The organism is Arthrobacter terricola (genome assembly GCF_004354015.1).
GTDB classification, from domain to species: Bacteria; Actinomycetota; Actinomycetes; order Actinomycetales; family Micrococcaceae; genus Arthrobacter; species Arthrobacter terricola.
The window spans coordinates 1-17,370 of the sequence record NZ_SMRU01000025.1 but is presented as its reverse complement, the minus strand read 5'-3'; the positions used below and the strand labels follow the sequence as shown (position 1 = coordinate 17,370).

20 protein-coding genes and 1 pseudogene are annotated in these 17,370 nt (G+C 62.5%); all 21 read right to left on the bottom strand.

Annotated elements, in window-relative coordinates; all coding sequences use genetic code 11:
- Positions 1-3: 3 nt before the first annotated feature.
- The gene (locus E1809_RS18945) at positions 4-948 is read right to left on the bottom strand and encodes a hypothetical protein (protein WP_133205795.1); all 945 of its coding nucleotides are present in this window, start codon (positions 946-948) and stop codon (positions 4-6) included.
- Entirely contained in the window at positions 948-2,042 is a 1,095-nt protein-coding gene (locus E1809_RS18940; RefSeq protein WP_205754255.1) for a Gp37-like protein, read from the bottom strand. Before E1809_RS18940 ends, E1809_RS18945 begins: the two co-directional genes overlap by 1 nt.
- An 11-nt stretch (positions 2,043-2,053) precedes the next feature.
- Positions 2,054-3,031, bottom strand: a complete 978-nt coding sequence (locus E1809_RS18935; protein WP_133205793.1) for a hypothetical protein — start codon at positions 3,029-3,031, stop codon at positions 2,054-2,056.
- 9 nt (positions 3,032-3,040) lie between these two features.
- Positions 3,041-7,024: a peptidoglycan DD-metalloendopeptidase family protein gene (locus E1809_RS18930; RefSeq protein WP_133205792.1), complete on the bottom strand. Its 3,984-nt coding sequence runs from the start codon at positions 7,022-7,024 to the stop codon at positions 3,041-3,043.
- A 20-nt stretch (positions 7,025-7,044) separates the two neighbouring features.
- Positions 7,045-7,443, bottom strand: coding sequence for a hypothetical protein (locus E1809_RS18925; protein WP_133205791.1), 399 nt, complete (start codon positions 7,441-7,443; stop codon positions 7,045-7,047).
- 50 nt (positions 7,444-7,493) lie between these two features.
- On the bottom strand, positions 7,494-7,838 hold the full coding sequence (locus E1809_RS18920) for a hypothetical protein (protein ID WP_133205790.1): 345 nt from the start codon (positions 7,836-7,838) through the stop codon (positions 7,494-7,496).
- 30 nt (positions 7,839-7,868) lie between these two features.
- The gene (locus tag E1809_RS26805; protein WP_165962389.1) at positions 7,869-8,027 is read right to left on the bottom strand and encodes a hypothetical protein; all 159 of its coding nucleotides are present in this window, start codon (positions 8,025-8,027) and stop codon (positions 7,869-7,871) included.
- Between the two features lie 84 nt (positions 8,028-8,111).
- Complete coding sequence (locus E1809_RS18915; RefSeq protein ID WP_133205789.1) at positions 8,112-8,777, bottom strand: hypothetical protein; 666 nt, start codon at positions 8,775-8,777, stop codon at positions 8,112-8,114.
- A 54-nt stretch (positions 8,778-8,831) separates the two neighbouring features.
- A complete protein-coding gene (locus tag E1809_RS18910; protein WP_133205788.1) occupies positions 8,832-9,236 on the bottom strand; it encodes a hypothetical protein in 405 nt (134 codons plus the stop codon).
- Positions 9,233-9,535, bottom strand: coding sequence for a hypothetical protein (locus E1809_RS18905; protein ID WP_133205787.1), 303 nt, complete (start codon positions 9,533-9,535; stop codon positions 9,233-9,235). Before E1809_RS18905 ends, E1809_RS18910 begins: the two co-directional genes overlap by 4 nt.
- Complete coding sequence (locus E1809_RS18900) at positions 9,535-9,864, bottom strand: hypothetical protein (protein WP_133205786.1); 330 nt, start codon at positions 9,862-9,864, stop codon at positions 9,535-9,537. The genes E1809_RS18905 and E1809_RS18900 overlap by 1 nt, the downstream gene beginning before the upstream one ends.
- 1 nt (position 9,865) lies before the next feature.
- Positions 9,866-10,258, bottom strand: a complete 393-nt coding sequence (locus E1809_RS18895) for a hypothetical protein (RefSeq protein ID WP_133205785.1) — start codon at positions 10,256-10,258, stop codon at positions 9,866-9,868.
- A 2-nt stretch (positions 10,259-10,260) separates the two neighbouring features.
- A complete protein-coding gene (locus E1809_RS18890; protein ID WP_133205784.1) occupies positions 10,261-10,599 on the bottom strand; it encodes a hypothetical protein in 339 nt (112 codons plus the stop codon).
- Positions 10,600-10,664: 65 nt separating this feature from the next.
- Complete coding sequence (locus E1809_RS18885; protein WP_133205783.1) at positions 10,665-11,705, bottom strand: major capsid protein; 1,041 nt, start codon at positions 11,703-11,705, stop codon at positions 10,665-10,667.
- Positions 11,706-11,717: 12 nt separating this feature from the next.
- Positions 11,718-12,113, bottom strand: coding sequence for a head decoration protein (locus E1809_RS18880; RefSeq protein WP_133205782.1), 396 nt, complete (start codon positions 12,111-12,113; stop codon positions 11,718-11,720).
- A gap of 24 nt (positions 12,114-12,137) precedes the next feature.
- Complete coding sequence (locus E1809_RS18875; protein WP_133205781.1) at positions 12,138-12,764, bottom strand: hypothetical protein; 627 nt, start codon at positions 12,762-12,764, stop codon at positions 12,138-12,140.
- 69 nt (positions 12,765-12,833) lie between these two features.
- Positions 12,834-13,628 (bottom strand): VG15 protein, encoded by a 795-nt coding sequence (locus tag E1809_RS18870; protein WP_133205780.1) that lies wholly within the window; start codon positions 13,626-13,628, stop codon positions 12,834-12,836.
- A 2-nt stretch (positions 13,629-13,630) separates the two neighbouring features.
- The gene (locus tag E1809_RS18865; RefSeq protein WP_165962388.1) at positions 13,631-15,160 is read right to left on the bottom strand and encodes a phage portal protein; all 1,530 of its coding nucleotides are present in this window, start codon (positions 15,158-15,160) and stop codon (positions 13,631-13,633) included.
- Between the two features lie 71 nt (positions 15,161-15,231).
- Entirely contained in the window at positions 15,232-16,701 is a 1,470-nt protein-coding gene (locus E1809_RS18860; protein WP_133205778.1) for a terminase, read from the bottom strand.
- A complete protein-coding gene (locus tag E1809_RS18855) occupies positions 16,670-16,975 on the bottom strand; it encodes a hypothetical protein (RefSeq protein ID WP_133205777.1) in 306 nt (101 codons plus the stop codon). The genes E1809_RS18860 and E1809_RS18855 overlap by 32 nt, the downstream gene beginning before the upstream one ends.
- Positions 16,976-17,198: 223 nt before the next feature.
- Positions 17,199-17,370 (bottom strand): annotated as a pseudogene (locus E1809_RS18850) (IS110 family transposase); the annotation flags it as partial.

Here is a 17,370-nt window from a genome sequence, read left to right as displayed (position 1 = left end):
CCGTCACCATCCCTTCGCCGACCAGCTGATCCGGACGGTTTTGTTTTTCAGCAGGTTCCCGGCCGCGTCCACGACCTCATAGACGACGCTTTGCTTGTCGCCCCAGCCCGCGGTTCCGTAGTCGCCGCTGCCGCCAGCCGGGGCGATGACCACGCCGCGGCCATTACCGAAGCTGTCCCCGGAGTCCAACCGAAGGCTTTGAAGCCCATTCGGGAACGGGACAGGCCACACCAGCCGTTGAGCGCCGACGTCGTTCGTCTTCTGCACGATCGTTCCCTCCTGCTCAAGGAAGGAAGTCCCGGGCGGCGGCGTCCCGAAGACGGCCGTCCCGACGCCGAAGAGCTCGACCTTGCCGATCTCGCCAAGCTTGACCCAGCCCGGGACGTCGTTCGCGCCAAGCTGGTACGACCAGATCGCCCCGGCAATGTTGATGACCGTCCCGATCTTGTTCATGAAGGTCCGGACCAGGTTGTCCTTGGCGAACAGGCCGCCATTCCCGGCCCACATCCGAAGATCGATGAACTGCACCGGAGCGGAAGTGCCGCCCTGCCACTTCACCAAAGCGATAGGCTGGTCATCCTCCACACCCGGGCCGACCTTGCGAGTCGGGGCGCCGGGAATCGTCGGATCAGCGCCAACCGAGATCGCGGCCAGCGTGGACGGGCCCCCGCCCAACGGCTGCCAGTTGCGCCGCACAACGATCAAATCCCAGCGCGTTCCGGACGGGAGAGCATCGCAGTTCACGACCTGATCAATCGCAGCCGTGTCCGTGACGCCGAATCCCTCGGCCCGGCCGGCCTTCACCAGCACCGCGTACGGGATCGACGGATGAGCCGTGACCTTGAAGTCATCGACCCCATACACGAGGTAGTCCGGATCACTGCCTCGGTTCGCGGCCCGGTCCGTCTCCGTGACCGGGCCGTCGTAATAGACGCTCGTCAGTGCCATCAGCGGGTCATCCTGTCTGTGTTGTCGCGCTTCAGGGCGCGGATACTCTTTGCCAACTTCGCGTCGGAATCGTCCTTGCGCTCACCAATGACCGGCGTTGCCTTGTCGCCGCCCTTGTCCCAGGACAGTTGGGCCTCGCGCAGGACGTCGGTGTAGAGCTGGCCGCGGATGTTCGCCGTCACCCAGTCACCGACTCGCAAACCGGATCCGCCGTAGCGGAAGTGCTTCGTCTCGGACAGTTCGAGGGACAGCCCGGCAAGTGCTGCGCCGTCGGCCAGCGTCTCGGCGGCCCGGGTCGCGTAGACGTCGCCCACCGATGAATCCCGGGCGTCTTGGAAGACCTCGATGATGTCTGTCCAGTCCGATTCCCGGGCGCCGTCGGAGAAGCCCTTGAACTCGCGCGCGACGCCCTCGCCTTGCCCGCCGACAACAACCCTTGTCGCGTTCGGGGCGGCCAGCGAGTACGTGCCGCCGATCAGGGTTCCGCTCTCCGCTGAGAGGTGGTGTGCGTAGACGCGGGGCGTGTAGCAGTCCAGCAGCAGCCCGGCGCCTTCTTGCCGGACCGTCACGCCGATGCCAGCCTGATCCACGGCCGGGAACAGTCGGTCGTAGGCGGGGTGGAATCGGAACGTGTACGTCCCGGACGCGCCCCGGCCGAGCGACGGCGCCACGGTCAGCGGGAATCCGAGCCTCGCAGCGGCCTCGGCCATGACCGTCTTCACGACAGTCTCGGCCGGGCCCGTGATGGTCCGGTACTCGACGTCCTGTCCGGTGAGCGGCGCCGTCGGTTTCGGCCACGCCAACCAGTTGTTCAGGATCCGGAAATCGTCCTCAACCGAGAACGTCAACTTCGCCGCCTGGCTGAAGTCGCCGCCCACGAGGCGCACCGGGCCGGACATTTGGTATTCGCCGTGCCGGTAGATCTTCACCCTGGCGCCCGGTTCCATGAGGTCCGCGGCGCGTAGATGGTCAGCGTCGATGTCGAACGTGGCCGTCGACTTCAGGTTGTGCCGGATCGTCGGCTTCAGATCGAGCGGTCGGCCGACCCAGCCCTTGAACTCCCAGCCTTTGTAGACCAGGATTTCGTACGGCATATCGGACGCCATCAGGTAGCCCTCCGATACTTGTTCGTCACGGCCACTTCAATCGCCCCCGTGCCGGTCATCGTGAAGCTCAACGGCCGGTCCTGCCCTCGAGGAATCGGAACAAACGCTGACGTCGGGTCAAGGTCCGTCGTCCGGTCAACCGGGTCCGTGATGACCTTCGCGACGTCGTCCCAATGCCCGTACCAGAGGACCTGCCCGTCAACCGGGTTAGTGTCGATCTGCACTGCGTACCCGGCCGGGATCTCGAACGGGACAATGATGTTCTTGCCTGCGACCCCGAACGACACAGCAGTGACCGGGCCGACCACCGTCCACACCGGATAGCTGGGCACGTCGCCGTCGTTCGAGAACGTTGCCGAGTCCAGCGAGCCGCCGGGCGAAAGGTAGTGGATCACGTCCGGGGCGTAACCGTAGGTTGTCCGGTCGGCCTCGGTCACGTAGTAGTTCCGGAGGTCTTCCTTCGCCCACGAGCGCTTGACCGTCTCACCCAGCCAGTAAGTGCTGTCGGCGAGCAGGATGATCGCGTACGCCGCCCAACCCCGTTGCACAGGGTCATGTGTCCATTCGTCTTCAGCGCTGATCAGCCGGCACCGGAGGAAACGCTTCGTCCCATCCGGGAGCAGCGCCGTCCACGTGCCCTCAGCGTCCGTGTCCAGGCTGTCCCAGAATGCACGGTCACGGGCCATGTACTCGGCCGATCCAGCATCCGAGTACAGGTACAGCGGCCAGAACACCGTCCGGTCCTTCGTCGTCGTCCCCAGATGCCGGGAACCAGCGACCGCCGGGGACTCGCTCGACTGCCGCTCATACTCGGGCAGGCCAAGGCCGCGCACGCCCGGCTTCAGGAACAAACCTGAAGCCGGGTTCGTGAGCTCCCATTCACTGTCGTCCCAGCCCGTCCATGTCAGCTTCACGCCACGCCATGGACTCACCGGGGGCGGCGGCGGAAGGTAGGGTGCCGCGTAAGCAATCCCCAAGGGTGCCTCCTAAATGCCGAAAGCGGAGAAAGTATCCCGCCGCTTCGTCTCGATACGGTTCGCGACCTCATCCGGATCCCAACCGACTGGGCCGTTGAAGTACACGTCACCGCGGCCGCCAGCGTCACGCCGCAGCGCCAACCGGTGAATGTCGTCCCACTGCTGCGGGTTCAAGATCGCCTCCGGCTTGCCCGTACGGTTGACCACCTGCGAAACACCTGGCGGAAGAATCCCACCGAGGTCATACAAGGCAGGGTCGCCAACTGCTGAGCCCTTGCCGCCGCCTGTGATGACGTCCGAGACCGTGTTGAACAGCTTCTTGCCGATGCCGATGGCAATGTCCGCCATGATGCCCGCGGCCGGGAACGCCTGCTTGAACTGCGACAACAGCCCATCGATGATCCCGGCGAGCGGGTTGAAGCCGCCGCCCGACGGCAACCCGGCACCGCCAAGGTAGCCGTGCGGGTCGATGTCGTTCGGCCAGCCGCCCGCGAACGTCCCGAAGTGCAGGTGAGGCCCGGACGTGATGCCGGTGTTGCCGGACAAACCGATCTGCTGCCCGCCGCGCACCATCTCGCCGACCTTCACGGCCATTGAGGACATGTGAGCGAACCACGTCTGAATGCCGGACCCGCCGTCGATGTGGATTTCATTGCCGCCCCACACGCCCGGCGCCATGACGCCAGGGCCGGACCAGCTGACCCGGCCGCCTTCCGTGGCGAACACCGGAGTGCCCTCCGAAGCCGCAAGGTCAATGCCCTTGTGGACCCGGTTGTACCCCTGCGTTTCCACCATCGAGCGGAGCGGGTTGACGATGCCGCCCTTCGCGAAACCATCACCGAACATCGCGCGCGCTTCGGATGCCTTCCGGCCCATGATCGCGGCCTTGTTCATGAAGTACAGACGCGCACGCTCGAACGGGTCCTGCATAACCTCGGACACGTAGACGCCCTCGCCCTTACGCATGGGCACTAGCTGGTCATCACCGTTCCGCCAGGACGAACGGCCGGGCAGTACACCGCCGCGGGCGAACCCGTCCGGCAGTGCCACTCGGGGCAGCTTGTCCACGCCCGGGAGGATGCCGGCAACCGTGTTGAATGCGCCGATCAGGCCATCATTGATGACCGTGTTGACGACGAATTTCACGGGTGCCTTCGCGATATCCAGAATCGTGTCCCAGATTTTCTTGATGGCATCCACGCCCGTTTGGAAGGCTTTCGGGATGTCCTCGTTGATCGCCTTCGACAGGAAATCGAAAACGGGTTTGATGACGTTGTCCCAGGTCCACTTGATCGCGCTTCCAATTCCGTCGAAGACGGGCTTGATTGCGTTCTGGTAGAGCCAGTTCGCTGCGTCGGGGATGACTTTCGTGAAGAACCAAACCCACGTGTCAAACACCGGTTTGATGACGTTCAGCCATACCCAATTAGCTGCAGTGCCAATCGCATCAAAAACAGGTTTGATCGCGTTCGCATACAGCCAGTTCGCCGCATCAGGGATGACTTTCGTGAACACCCAGACCCAGGTATCGAAAACGGGTTTCAGAACATTCAGCCACACCCAATTGACCGCGTCCCCGATAGCGGTGAAGACCGGCTGCACAGCGTTCGCGTAGAGCCAGTTCAGCGCATCGGGAACGACCTTCGTGAAGATCCAGACCCACGAATCGAAGGTCGCCTTGATGACGTTCACCCAGACCCAGTTGATGGCCGAACCGATCGCATCGAACACCGGCTTGATGACCGAGTCGTACAGCCAGTTCACGGCCGTGGCGAGCGTGTCACGGATGAACCCGACGAACGAATTGAAAATCGAGACGGCGCCGTTCCACCAATCCGCAACGGCCCGACCCATTCCGACGAAAGCCGGAACGAAAATCGTGTTCCACCACCACTGGATCAGCGGGACGATAATGTTTTTGATTACCGAGACGATGACCTGAAAAATGCCGCGGAACAGCAGATAAAAACCGCCGAGCACAACAGCCGTGCTATCGAAAACGGGTTTCAGGATATTCGTATACAACCAACCGAAAATCGCGCCAGCGACACCGACGGCAGTAACAATTCCGTCGAAAATCGGTTTGATAATCGACTCGTAAACCCACGTAACCGCAGCGGCAATCCCGTCAAGGGCCGGTTTAATCCAATCCGTCCACAGGTAGCCGAAGAAATCTCCGACCGCCTGAATCGCGGACTGCCACGCCGGAACAGCTGTGCCTGTGAACCAGTCGACCACTGCGGCGATGACGCCCTGGACCCATTGGAAAGCCACCGAAACGGCATMCGAGATCCAGCGCATTGCAGCATCGACGCCGTCACGGAACCAACCGATGTTGTTGTAGGCCCATACGAATCCGGCCACGAGCGCCGCGATGATGCCAATCGCCCAACCAACTGGACCAAGCGCGATAACCCACGCCGCGGCCATCTTGACAGCCTGCACGGTGGCCTGGGCGGCCATGGCAATCCAACTGCCAACGATCGAAGCCTTCGCGACAAGCATTGCCGCCACAGCCTTTACCGAGTCCCACTGATACATAAGCCAGATAGCGGCCGTAATCGCGGCGGAATTGACGGCGGCCGCGGCCAGGGAAATCCAGCCGGCAACCATGACCGTCACGGCCCACGAATGCGTGAAGGCGCCCTTGACGGCGGCGCCCTTGGATGTGGCCCACGCCTGCGCCTGCTTGACCGAGGATGCGATCGCCTCCACACCGAGCGCAATCCAGTGCGGAATGAGCGTAAAAGCGATTAGGCCGGCGATGATTCCGATTGGCGCGCGCATGTCCCACAGGAATTTGGCGACGTCGGCCCCCGTCGAGATGACCTTGCCAAGGGCGTCAGGAATCTTCAGTACCGTGTCCCGGACGGTCAGGATGAATCCGACGAGCTTGGAATCCTCTTCCCAGCCGAACGCTTTCCGGAGCTTCCCCGTGTAGTCACCGCCGACGATCAGGTCATATAGGCCCTGCGCACCCTCGCGGATCTTGAAGATGACGTCGATCAGCTTGGAATCTTCCTCGACGTGGAAGATCTCGCGGAATTTGCCAGTGAAATCCCCGCCGACGACGAGATCCCAAATCGCCTTCGCGCCGGTTAGCCCCTTATCCAGGAAGTCGCCGATGGCCGCGCCAGCGATCTTCGCCCCGGCCTCAAGCGGTTGCAGCCATTGGATGGCGTTCGAGAAGAATTCCCGGATTTTCGGGTAAACACCGGACAGCAGATTCGCGCCGATACGGCCGACAGAGGCCATCGTGTTCTTGAAGGCGCCACGCAAGGTTTCACCCGACTTCAGCGCGGCCCCGCCAAGACCCTTCTCCATGGCCCGCTGGAAAGTCTCAAAATTGATCTTGCCGTCAGAGGCAAGTTTCAGGGTTTCATCGGCGGTCTTGCCGAGCTCCTTGCCGAGCAGCTGCACGATCGGGATACCCGCATCGTTCAGCTGGGCAATCACGTCACCCTGGATCTTGTTCGAGGAAGCGACCTTGTTGAAGATCGCGCCCATTTCGCCCATGCCGACCCCGGCGATGGTCGCAGCGTCTCCGGTCAACTTCAGGGTCCGCTCGAGCTCCTTGCCCGGCTGCACGCCTGCGGCGACGGCGCCGGCGGCCACGGTCGCGGCTTCATCAAGTCCGAACGCGGTACCCTTCACGGCCGCCATCGCGTCGTTCATGATGCCCTGCACGGTTTCCGCCGAGTGCCCCAGCCCCGATAGCTTGGCCTTGGCGTCCTCGATGGCCTGCAAGCGACCGAAGCCCTTGGCCAGGGCGACACCAAAGGCCCCGCCAACGGTCAGCCCGCCAGCGATACCGGCAGCCTTCATGGTTCCGGACAGGAACCCGCCGACGGCACCGACCATCTTCGAACCGAAGCCCTTGCCAGCGCTAGCGCCAGCCGACTCGCCGACGCCGTCGAGCTCCCGCCCAACCTTCTTCTGGAGGTCCTTGAACACTGGGGAAACAAGGATTTCGGCTACACCGATGACAGGCACAAGGACCTCCTATGAAGTTGTCAGACGTCCCCCGGGGAGAATCCGAACTGCTGGACGAGCGTCTGCGCCCACGCCTTTTCCGCGGCCTCAAAGGCGCGATCGATTTCTGTTCGGGGAGCCGGGAACGGTTCCTCATGCCCAGGCTTGCCGCCTGCCGCCGCGATGCTGACCTGGCGCAAGCCCTTGACCGCGTGAAGGATCTCCCGCAGCAGCGTGACGTTCAGGTCGTACTCCGAAAGCGGCGGCGACCAGGGATCAGCGTCGTCGTCCTTGCGGGCAAGCCGCTGCTGCGCCAGATGCGCTGCCATCTCCGGGTCGTTGGCAATCGCCTCGTTGAGCCTGCAAGCGGTGGGCAGCATGTCGATCAACTCCAGCAATGCCACCCACCGCCGCGCCGCATACCACTCCGCGAGATCCACGCCATACTCACTGAGCAAATCGGCGCGGATCTCCGGGCGGTAGCGGGTGATCAGCTCGCGGAGGCGCGCCCTTCCCCCGGCTTCCCGACCGTCTGCTCGTAGTAGTCAAGGACCCTCTGAATCAGCGCGGCGTGGACGCGAAGCGAGATCTTCTCGGCCTTGTACGCCTCAAAGTCCTTCTTCGGCAGCCACTTCTCGAGGAACGAAAAGTCGGTCTGCTTGGTGCGTTCCAAGTCCTCGAAGAACTCGGTCGCCTCATCCGCCGGCATGTCGAAAAGGTCAGGGAACGTGATGCGCTTCCCGCCAGACAGCGCGAGAACAAACGGTTCCGGCTTCGAAACCTCAGCCTCAAGCGCGGAAAGGGACAGATGGACAATCGGCTTGTCAGAAGCCATGGTGTTACCTCCGGGTGATGGTGGTTGGATTTACTTGGTGGGCTTTGCGGCGTTCTCGGCGTCGGTCTCACGGACCGCGGCCGTCTTTGCCTTCTGTTCGGTGTAGCCGTCGCGGCGAAGCTCAGCAGCTTCGGTAGCGACGGAAGTTTCGACGGTGTGCTTGCCGTCCTTGGAAACGAAACGGGGCATGCTGGTCTCCTAAGAAAGGGCCGGGTGGTGAGTGGAAGCAGGCCGCGCCACCACCACCCGGAAAAATGGCGCGGCCCGCAGTCATTACGGAGTGGCCTGGGCGAAGCCCAGGATCGTCTTGTTGGCCAGTGCAGCGGTGCCGCCCATGTACTTGCGGACCGGAGAGCCAATCTCGCTGTCCGTGTAGACGTCGAAGGTCAAGGGCTGCTGGACCGGGTCACCGGAACCCCACTTCTCGGAGTCCGTAGCGACCAGCTTTACCCGCCCATAACCGCGGCCGAGGATCCAGTTCGCCGCGGCCGGGCCATCGGAGCCGATGACCAGCAGACGGTATTCCTTGTCGGCAGGAAGGTCTGGCTCGTCAAAGACGATCTCGCCGTTCGCGGCCTGTGTCACCGCCGAAAGGTCAGTGCCGTTGACGAGCTCCTGCATGTGCTTGCGGCCGGTTTCCAGCGGCGTCATCTTGATCGACCGGGCCACCGCCGTGGTATCCGAACGGACAGCCGACGCATAGCCGAGCGCTTCGACGTCCTCCTTGGACACATCGCGGCCGAACTCATAGCCGTCCTTGGTCACAATGCCAATGGGCATCCAGCCGAGGGCCTTGAGATCGATGAGGGCGCCGCCGACGCCGAAGAGTGTTTCCGGAAGGTCGACGTCCGCCGGAGCGATAAAGCCGACCGCCTTCTGAATCTTGCGAATGAGCGCGCGCTCGTCCGCTTCCTGACGAATGGAATCGAATGTAGGCATGACGAAAATAGACCCCTTTCAAGGGCTAGGAATTGTTTGGTTCCCCGGTAGGGGTCAGAGAGGCCGCGACGTCATCATGAACGTCGCAAAAGCCTTGTTCAGCGTGTCGGACTGGTACGGGACATCCTTCGGAACCTGATCAGGCTTGATCTCGTCAAGGAAGCCATGAGCCGTCTCAATGTCCGTGCCGCAGATGAACGTCTTGATCGACTCAAGGACGTTCACGGCCTGCGTACCAGGCGCATAGCACTCGAGCGTTACCCGGTCCACACGATCGACGTGACCCTCTGTGCCGTCACCCGAATAGATCAGCACAAGCGGGAACGGGCCCTGCAGCGCGCCGTACTTGTCCACCGACAAGTGCCAGACTGCCCGGACGGTCACGCCGAGATGCTGCGTGCCATCGATAAGGTCGTTGAAGCACTCGCGCGCGTCCGGGAACACAAGACCATCGATCACCGCGTCACCCCAGCCCGCATCGCCTCAATCACCCGGTGCAGGATCGAATCGCGGGCGTCCTTGTAGGACGGCGACTTCTCACGGACCACGGCCCCGGCGCGAGTCTCATTGCCCCAACCGGCCGTGACCGTCGCGGGCGCCGCCTCATACGTTCCGCTACCCACCGCCTCAGCATTGCCCGCCAACCGCTTCGCAGCCGCCAAAGTCGCCTCGCCCACCTTCGCGGACGTGCCAAAATCCCTTAGGCCGGCATCATCGGCACGGTAGGACCTCGAACCCGGAACGCGTTGCAGCCCCATCAGGCCCTCCTTAGTCCGACTTCGACGCCATACGGCCATTCACCGGGCAGCCCGTCAATCGACCATTCCCCGGCCATGCGCGTACCCTCAGGGACGCGAACGCGATCCGTTGAGAGGAACGTGAACCCGTTGTCCCGGTACAGCGCCGCCGTGCTATCAACGACGTCAGACCTGTCCAGCGGCTCGGCAGTTGCCCGCGGGCCGACCAAGCAATCTGTCACCGGGATCTCCGACGTCGGCAAAGGGTTGCCCTTGGCATCCCGGCCGCCGCCACGAAGCACGACGACGTCCGTACGCCACGCCTTCGGGAACATGCCCACAATGCCCATGTCAGCCTCCCGGTTGGATCGTCCATGCCTGGCGCCGCTTCGACTTGGCCAGAAGCCTCTTGTCAGCAGCGGTCAGGTACAGGCTGCCGTCAGGGTTGACCATCTTGCCGCCCATCGAGAAAGGACCGGCACCGAACTGGAACGACTCCATCCCAGCCGGCGGCGCGTTATCATCCTTCGGCTCCAAGGCCCGCTTCACCATGCGGCAAACCACAAGGCGCGGCACATCCGCGTCGATCGAACCCGAGACGATGCGGCCGTCAAGGTCCGAGTACAAGGCCCGGACCTCAACGGACGCTTCATGCAGCTTCTGCTGAGCCTCGGTTTCCTTCTCCGCCGGCAGCGCCGACCAGTGCTCCTGAAGATCCGCAAGAGTCGCGTAGTCGGCGGCCATGACTAGGACTTCCGGGGACGGCCGCGGCGGGCAGCGGGTGCGGTGAAGTCAGGGACGTCGGTCTTCGAATCGGTGTCGACGTCGTCGCTTGCGGCAGCGTCGCCTTCGCCCTCGGGTTCGTCTTCACTCTCGGCGGCGCCCTTGTCAGCGTCTTCCGAATCACCCTCCCTGACTTCAGCGGCATCAGCGGTGAAGTCAGGGACGTCGGGCTCGACTTCCGGTTCAAGGCAGTGCTTGCCGACGATATGTTCGGCCCAATCTGGCACTTCGTCTCCGGGGTTGAACCACGTAGTGGACCCGTCTTCGCTATGGACAGCGACGCGGGCAGAAAACTTGCTCATGAGAATCCTCTCAACTCGGGACCAAGCGGCGTGGACAAAATCCACGCCGCCTGGCCGCAGTTTGCTTAGTAGACGTCCGCCACGAGCAGCAGCTTCGGGTTCTGCAAGACGGGCATGCCGACTGCGTCCACGAAGGTGTCCTCGCGGTACGGCGGGCTGTCCTTCTGATCGACGACGCCAACGATGCCGGGCGCCTGCTCGAAGGAGAAGTCGACCGCGTTGGAGTTGACCAGCTTCAGGGCGGTCGCGGAGACGCCCCATGCGGTGAACCCAAGCTCGCCAGTGTCGGGGATGAAGAGGATCTTGTCCTCGGGAAGAACGCGGGTGGTCGTACCGTCCACGTCAACCTTGGTGTCGTACACGTGCTTGATCGGCGGGAGGCCGAATGCATCCAGCACCGAATCAAGCGCGGCGCGGGTGACGATGCCCGGGGCGCCAGCCAGCGTCGCGGCAAGCTGCCGGACCTCCGCGTTTCGCAGCATATAGCCGAGCACCTTATTGGACAGCGCGATGCCAGACGGACGGCGGCCGTTCGTTGCCACGTAGACATCGACCCAAGCGGTGATGTCCATGATGACCGTGGCGGTCGCCGTGTTGGACCATGCGGTTGCCGTGGAGACGATGTGTTCAGCGGGGACGCCGAAATCAGCCTCGAGGGTCAGCCCGTTCTCCGCGGTCAGAGTGAACTTGCCGTCGCCCAGGACGTCGCCGCGTGCGAGTTCCATACGGGTGAGCACTTCGCCCGTAAGATTCGTGGCGTCGTCGTAGATCTGGTCGATCAGCGCAACGTTGGAGCCACCATTGTGTCGGGCAGCCTCAAGGTCGAGCGTCTCCTGCTCGCCAACGCCGTTCATCGAAGACAGCGGGGGCAGCTTGACCTGCGAAGTGGTCAGGCTGTCACGCTGCGAACGGTGAATCCGGCCATCGAACGAACGGAACTTTGCGGCGCGGTTGGTGCGGGTCAGCTCGGTCAGGTCAACAGTGTTCTTGTTGAGCAGACGGTTGGGCAGGATCTGGTCAAGCACGTAGTTCGCCGGGCTTGGAACCTCACGTACAAACGCGGTGAGGGCGTCCGGGGTTACCGGACCGTCGAAAACAATAGCCATGTTGGGGCCTCCTTAGACGAACCGGATCCACGAGGCAAGGTCAACCTTGCCCGCGGCGTCAATGGTGATGGGCAGCTTGGATTCCTTGACGACACCCGCAAAACGCAGCGCCGAGCCAGCGTCGATCGCGGTGTTCGCGGGGTTAGGAACCTTGGTGTAGCGGGCGGTGAACCCCCGGGCGACTGCGCGGCCGTCAACAGCCGTGTCGTCGTACGGGCCGTAAAGTCCCGTCGCGGTGATCTTGCCGATCGCAGTGCCGGACGGGATGAACCCGTTGGGGTAGTGCGTGCCGGCGGTAAAGGTCGAAATGTCGAGCGTGATGCCCTCAGCCTCGTAACCGCCTTCGTCGAGCATCCACGAAAGGTTCTCGACAGCGTAAGTGGACTTGCTAACCGAAATGTCGGTCATCGTAAGCTCCTAAGCTTGAGTTGGTCAGTCTTTGATGAAGCCGCGCTTGCGGGCCTGCTCCAGGCCAGCGTCACGGCCAGAAACGCCTTTTCGGTCGCCCGTGCCAGAACCCGGAACAGGGTCAGGCTTCGAAGCTTTCCCTTCGGCCTTGGCGTGAAGCTCGGAGATCTTCTTTGCCGACGCGAGGTAGCTTGCCTCGTCAGTGCCGGTCACCAGGTCTTGGTATTCCTCCGGAACCGGATGCTTGGCCAGTGCGGCGAGACGCGCGTTGGTTGCCTTGAGCGTCGCGTTCTCGGCGGCCGTGGCGTCCCGTTCCTTGTTGGCCTTATCGATGTCAGAGAGCTTTGCGTCCTCGATCTTCTGGAGCGCAGCTTCAGCTTCGGAAGCGCGCTTCTCGGCAGCTTTCCGAGCATCGCGCTCAGTGGTCAGTGCCTTGATGCCAGCTTCACCGAGCGGCTTATCGCCGTCCGCGTTTGACTGGCCGCCCTTGTCTCCGTTTTGCTGGCCGGCATTGCCGCCGTCGTTCGACTGCGCGCCGTCAGCGCCGTCCTCCATTACTGCATCCCCGAAGGTCTTCCGGTGGAATTCAAACAGGGCCGTCAGGCCGCCCGGGGCGAAAAGATCGATGTCATGGTGAACCCGAGTCTTCATTGGGAAAGCTCCTTAGTGAGTGCCGCATCGCACGGCGAACGACCCTGCCCGCATCGCACGGAAGGGAACCTAGTGGGTGTGGACACCGTCGTTGACGACATCCGGGAACTTGCGGCGCATCGCGAACGCTGCAGCCTTCAGCTGCTTGTTTTTGTCGTCGGCTGGCAACGATGCAAGGAATGCTGCGATCTCAGGATCGTCAGCATTGAGCGCGTCGGAGTACATGCTGTAGTAGTTGTCCGGGAGGTATCCGGGCGGGTAGTCGGACGCCTTGCCTATGCGGACAACTGCGCAGTTGCAGTCGCCGTGAAAGGCGTCGCCCTTACCAGTGCCGCGCCTGTCGCCAGCCGATTGCTTCGAAGAGTAGACAGCATCGCGCGAGGCTAGCACCAGGCACCAACTGCAAGTCTTGGCACCAGTCGGCACACGCGCCCACCGGACGCCCTCACGCTCGGCGTTCCAAGCGACCGTGTCCCGGCCGTGCTGCTTCACATACTTGTCCGTGGCCAGCTTCAGAGAGCCCAAGATCGACGACGGATCAGGTGTCCAAAGCTGGTCAGACAGGAATCGGATCTTCTTCTGCACGCGCTCAGCCGTCACGGACGACGGCGCCGCAGTCGCCGAGAAACGACCGACCGCACCCGACGCGCCCCGCAGCTCCTCGTACCAGTCCATGGCCAAGACATCGGCCACCTGCCCGTACTCGGCAACCAGATGGGGCAAGAACTCCAGAAGAGCATCCCGGACAGCCTCAGGGCGCGACAGGTCAAGCGCAGCGAAATAGGCGGCTAACTCGGCTGTCACCCTTTTCGAAAGCTCCGACGTCACCAGCCGATACCGGTCAATCTCAGCGGGATCAACCACAGCTACGCGCCCTCACGGATCGTGATCGGGTTACCCGGAATGAACTTCACCCCGTTCAGACCGGCCTTGGCCGCGGCATCAGCAGCATCAACACCAGCACGCCGAAGGCTGCCGAGCGCATCAGCCTGGGCCTTCATGACCTGCGCCGACTTCAACTGCTCATCCACCGGACCAGATACAGTCGAACCGTCGCTAAACACCGGAGCAGCCGACGACTTAGCGGCCGCCAGCAGGGTGTCCAACCTCGACCCTGCGGCCTGCTTGGCGCGGTAGATATTCATCCGCTCGATCTGGGACCGGTCCAGGCCGTAGATCTCCATGGCCACTTCCGGGTCACCGTCAGGGAACGCACCAGCGAACTTCACCCCAGCATCAGCCTTCGCGGCCATGGTTGGAGTGCCCGGGTCAAGGAACCGAGACTTCAGCCCGCGCAGATCCCTTTCCATGGCCGGCGTCCACTCGCCGTTCTTGACAGCAAGAATGTTCCGGGCCAGATCCACACGGGACAGGTTGATGCTTGCCAGCTCGTCTTCAACCATCGCAACCAGGTCGGACTCCGAAGCGAGGATCGCATCCGCCGACGACGGATTATCGTGGATGATGCCAAGATAGCCAACCGGAATCGTCGTCTCGCTCGACACCATCAGCCCGATAGTCCGGAGCATCTCCGAATGCGGCTGCATGGACGCCTGAGCGAGTTGCTGGATGCTCGGACGGACAAGCTTGCCCTCATCCTCGTCCCACACATCGGGGAGCGCCCAGATACCGCCAAGTAGAGCCTTCAACGGGGAAATGCGATTGCCCTGAGCATCGGTGAAATGCGACTCATCAGCGCCAAGCAGCGCCCGCTGCGGGGCCGAATAGAACTCCGCAGTGACTTCCTGCCGAAGCATCGTCCTGACGCCAGAGTCGATGTACCCCATCAGCGGTCGAGTGACTCTTGAACGGCCGAAGGGTCGCTTCAGGGAACGGCCCCAGACGTACGGCACGCACGGAACCTTGTCTGGGATGCCGTTGGACTCGCGCGTAACCCGCCAACCACCGTCAGCCCGCTCGACCTGTAGCGTCATCCCCGGCTTGTACAGCAAGACCACCGACTGGGAAACAACTTCGAGCGCCGCCGTGACCCGCCACGTCCTGGGATCAATCTCGGCAGTCGCCTCAAGAGCCGTCCTGGCCGTCACGACGACGTCAGGTTCGCCGAGGTCGGGATCGCCTGGAGTCGTGAAAACAAACGCCGCCGAATTCTGGAGAGACGCCTCAATGGCCATGCGCTCCAGCACGGCCACGTGGCCGTCAACCGTGTCATGAAGATCGTCAAGCATGCTCGAGCCGTTCGGAAGAATGAAGCCATCCGGCCGGATCCGGGACGCCGGAACCTTCACAGCCTTGTGCGCCCACCCGATCACATTCTGGAAATCCTTCATGTTCTCCGGGATCGAAAAACCGATCTTCTCGAGCTTCTTCTTCGCCTCCACATAGTCATCACGAAGCCGATTACGGTTCGCCTTCTGACGAACCGTCTTCAACATTCGACTAAATGCTGAGGACTCATCGGAGGTGAGCTCGCGATTCATAACCCTGACGGCCAAGCCATCACCACCTAAGCGACAATCGCGCCGCGAGGCTTCCTTTCGGAACGCTCAGAGCGGCGACGAGCGAATTTTTGGGAACCGTAGTGAGCGCAAGTAACGGCCACGGTCGGGGCCAGGTCAGCTTCCAAACTGTCCTTGTCCCACTTGAAAGACCCGGGACGGTTCTTGATCTGGTCAAACACTGTGTGAAGGATCGACTCATCAAGTTGCTCCTGCCCGAAGTGCGTGACGGCAGGGTGTTTCTCGACGGCTTCGTGGAGTCCAGCGCAAGCCTGCGTGTATTCCTGCGCGCCCAGGATGAAGACCTTCATGCCCTTCTTCTTCAGATGAGCCTCGAGAAGGTCGCGGGCGGGAGAATAGGCGTCAATGACAACCGGAATCCGTCGCCTTGCGCGCTCCCACAACCAGTCCACAAGGGCCATCGTTCCGGCCTCATCGAACGGGGCATCGGCCGCCAACTCGAGATGGACACCGCCATCGTCAGGGAACATCGAAACCCCGATCGATACCTTCGTGCGCTCCGGATTCATGTCCACGCCAAATGACGCAACTTGCCAGTCCGGATCGGGGTTATCGATTGCCAGGTCGTTCCATTTGGAGCGCGTAAATGCGTGCTTCCGACTGGCAATCTCGTCCCACACGCCCATCGCCTCGCGCATGAACGACTCCGGGGACAGTTTCCGGCGCATACGAAGCATCGCGGCTTCCTTCGTCCTGTGAGGATACGAAGGGTTCGCCTTGCGCCACTGAGCCCGATCGTCAGGATCCGCTTTAGGGTCAGCACTGAACTCGATGTAGAGCGCGTCCGGCGCGTCACCGTCCAGCGCTGCCCGGCGGGCATCCTCGAAAACCTCAGACGGGTCAACCGGCTTCGGCGGCGTGCCAATCATGATCGTCAGCGCGTTCGGCGAGGCGTTCTGCGCCGGGACCATGTCATCAATCGACCGCTCAGTGAGGATCTGCGCCTCATCGAACACCACAACGTCGAGCTTCGTGAAGCCGCGCCCAAACCCGCGCTCACGCGCACCGAAAACAACCCGAGAGCCGTTCTTGAACTCGATCTTCTGCTCGCTGCCATTGTCCGGTGTCCGGTCGATGTGCGGGAGCATCGTCGGCGTCGCTGCCATCGACTTCATGCCGTCGAAAGTCTCGTCAGCGGTGGACGCCCGGTGAGCCGTCCAAACGACCGTCAAACCCGGGAAGATGATGCACAGGGCGAACACGATCCATCCGATCATGAACGTCTTGCCGACCTGCCGAGGGATGCTGATCGTCACACCGCCCACTGTGGTCGCATACAGCCCGTGTTCGTCCTTGGAAAGAATCAGCTGCGATGCGCCCTGCTGCCAGGAATCGAACGTAATGCCAAGCTTGCCAAGAGTGTCACGGACCGCCGGCCAGCCTGTCGAGACGATTCCTTCCGGCACAATCACATGCCGGGCAGACTCAAACAGCGTAGGGGTTGAACGCCTCGTCATCAGTATCCGCCGCCTTGGTCAAGTCATCGCCCTCAGCCGAGGTAGAGAGCTCGTCAATCTCCTTCGAGATCTCCCGTACCTGGCGAGTCAGGGCAGCTAAGTCGCGGGCGAGCGTGTTTTCGCTCTCCATGTGCGTCACGAGAATCAGGCGCATCGCCTTCAACTCATCGAGGCGCGTCCCGTGTTCTGTTGCCTCCCGCAAGGTCATTGCCCGGGCCGGAACGTCGTCCGCGGTCGCGAGACGCACAGGCGAAAGCTGCTTTTTGCCAGCCATGCGGATCACCTCCAAGCTGCGAAACGCGGTGAAGCCATCTGTGGAAAACGGGCCATGAGTGAAAATGCGCTATGCCTCGGGGGGCGAGCTCCGGGGCAGGGGGGTGTCCCTATGTTCTTTGTCAAGCGGGTGGGAGCAGTTTTTCTTGGCGGTTGTCGGTCCGGGTTTTGGTCGCGGGGTATCGACCGGCGTCCCGGGGATGCCGGCTAATGTGGGGGTTTTGTCAGGCCGCTTTGATTTGCGGCGCCTCGTAAAGCACTCCGTCGCGCAGCATCGCGAACAGGACGTCACAGCGGCGTCTGGCCAAGGCGATCAAGGCCTGGTTGTGCCGTTTGCCCTCGGCCCGTTTGCGGTCGTAGTACTCCCGGGAGACAGGGTCTTTCAGCGCCGCGAAC

What these genes read in the sequence shown, in the direction of transcription:
- E1809_RS18895 (WP_133205785.1), bottom strand. Translation starts at nt 10,258, where the DNA reads ATGGCCGCCGACTACGCGACTCTTGCGGATCTTCAGGAGCACTGGTCG.
- E1809_RS18945 (WP_133205795.1), bottom strand. Translation starts at nt 948, where the DNA reads ATGGCACTGACGAGCGTCTATTACGACGGCCCGGTCACGGAGACGGAC.
- E1809_RS18865 (WP_165962388.1), bottom strand. Translation starts at nt 15,160, where the DNA reads ATGTTGAAGACGGTTCGTCAGAAGGCGAACCGTAATCGGCTTCGTGAT.
- E1809_RS18940 (WP_205754255.1), bottom strand. Translation starts at nt 2,042, where the DNA reads ATGCCGTACGAAATCCTGGTCTACAAAGGCTGGGAGTTCAAGGGCTGG.
- E1809_RS18885 (WP_133205783.1), bottom strand. Translation starts at nt 11,705, where the DNA reads ATGGCTATTGTTTTCGACGGTCCGGTAACCCCGGACGCCCTCACCGCG.
- E1809_RS18860 (WP_133205778.1), bottom strand. Translation starts at nt 16,701, where the DNA reads ATGACGAGGCGTTCAACCCCTACGCTGTTTGAGTCTGCCCGGCATGTG.
- E1809_RS26805 (WP_165962389.1), bottom strand. Translation starts at nt 8,027, where the DNA reads ATGCCCCGTTTCGTTTCCAAGGACGGCAAGCACACCGTCGAAACTTCC.
- E1809_RS18880 (WP_133205782.1), bottom strand. Translation starts at nt 12,113, where the DNA reads ATGACCGACATTTCGGTTAGCAAGTCCACTTACGCTGTCGAGAACCTT.
- E1809_RS18890 (WP_133205784.1), bottom strand. Translation starts at nt 10,599, where the DNA reads ATGAGCAAGTTTTCTGCCCGCGTCGCTGTCCATAGCGAAGACGGGTCC.
- E1809_RS18920 (WP_133205790.1), bottom strand. Translation starts at nt 7,838, where the DNA reads ATGGCTTCTGACAAGCCGATTGTCCATCTGTCCCTTTCCGCGCTTGAG.
- E1809_RS18855 (WP_133205777.1), bottom strand. Translation starts at nt 16,975, where the DNA reads ATGGCTGGCAAAAAGCAGCTTTCGCCTGTGCGTCTCGCGACCGCGGAC.
- E1809_RS18905 (WP_133205787.1), bottom strand. Translation starts at nt 9,535, where the DNA reads ATGGGGCTGCAACGCGTTCCGGGTTCGAGGTCCTACCGTGCCGATGAT.
- E1809_RS18915 (WP_133205789.1), bottom strand. Translation starts at nt 8,777, where the DNA reads ATGCCTACATTCGATTCCATTCGTCAGGAAGCGGACGAGCGCGCGCTC.
- E1809_RS18875 (WP_133205781.1), bottom strand. Translation starts at nt 12,764, where the DNA reads ATGAAGACTCGGGTTCACCATGACATCGATCTTTTCGCCCCGGGCGGC.
- E1809_RS18900 (WP_133205786.1), bottom strand. Translation starts at nt 9,864, where the DNA reads ATGGGCATTGTGGGCATGTTCCCGAAGGCGTGGCGTACGGACGTCGTC.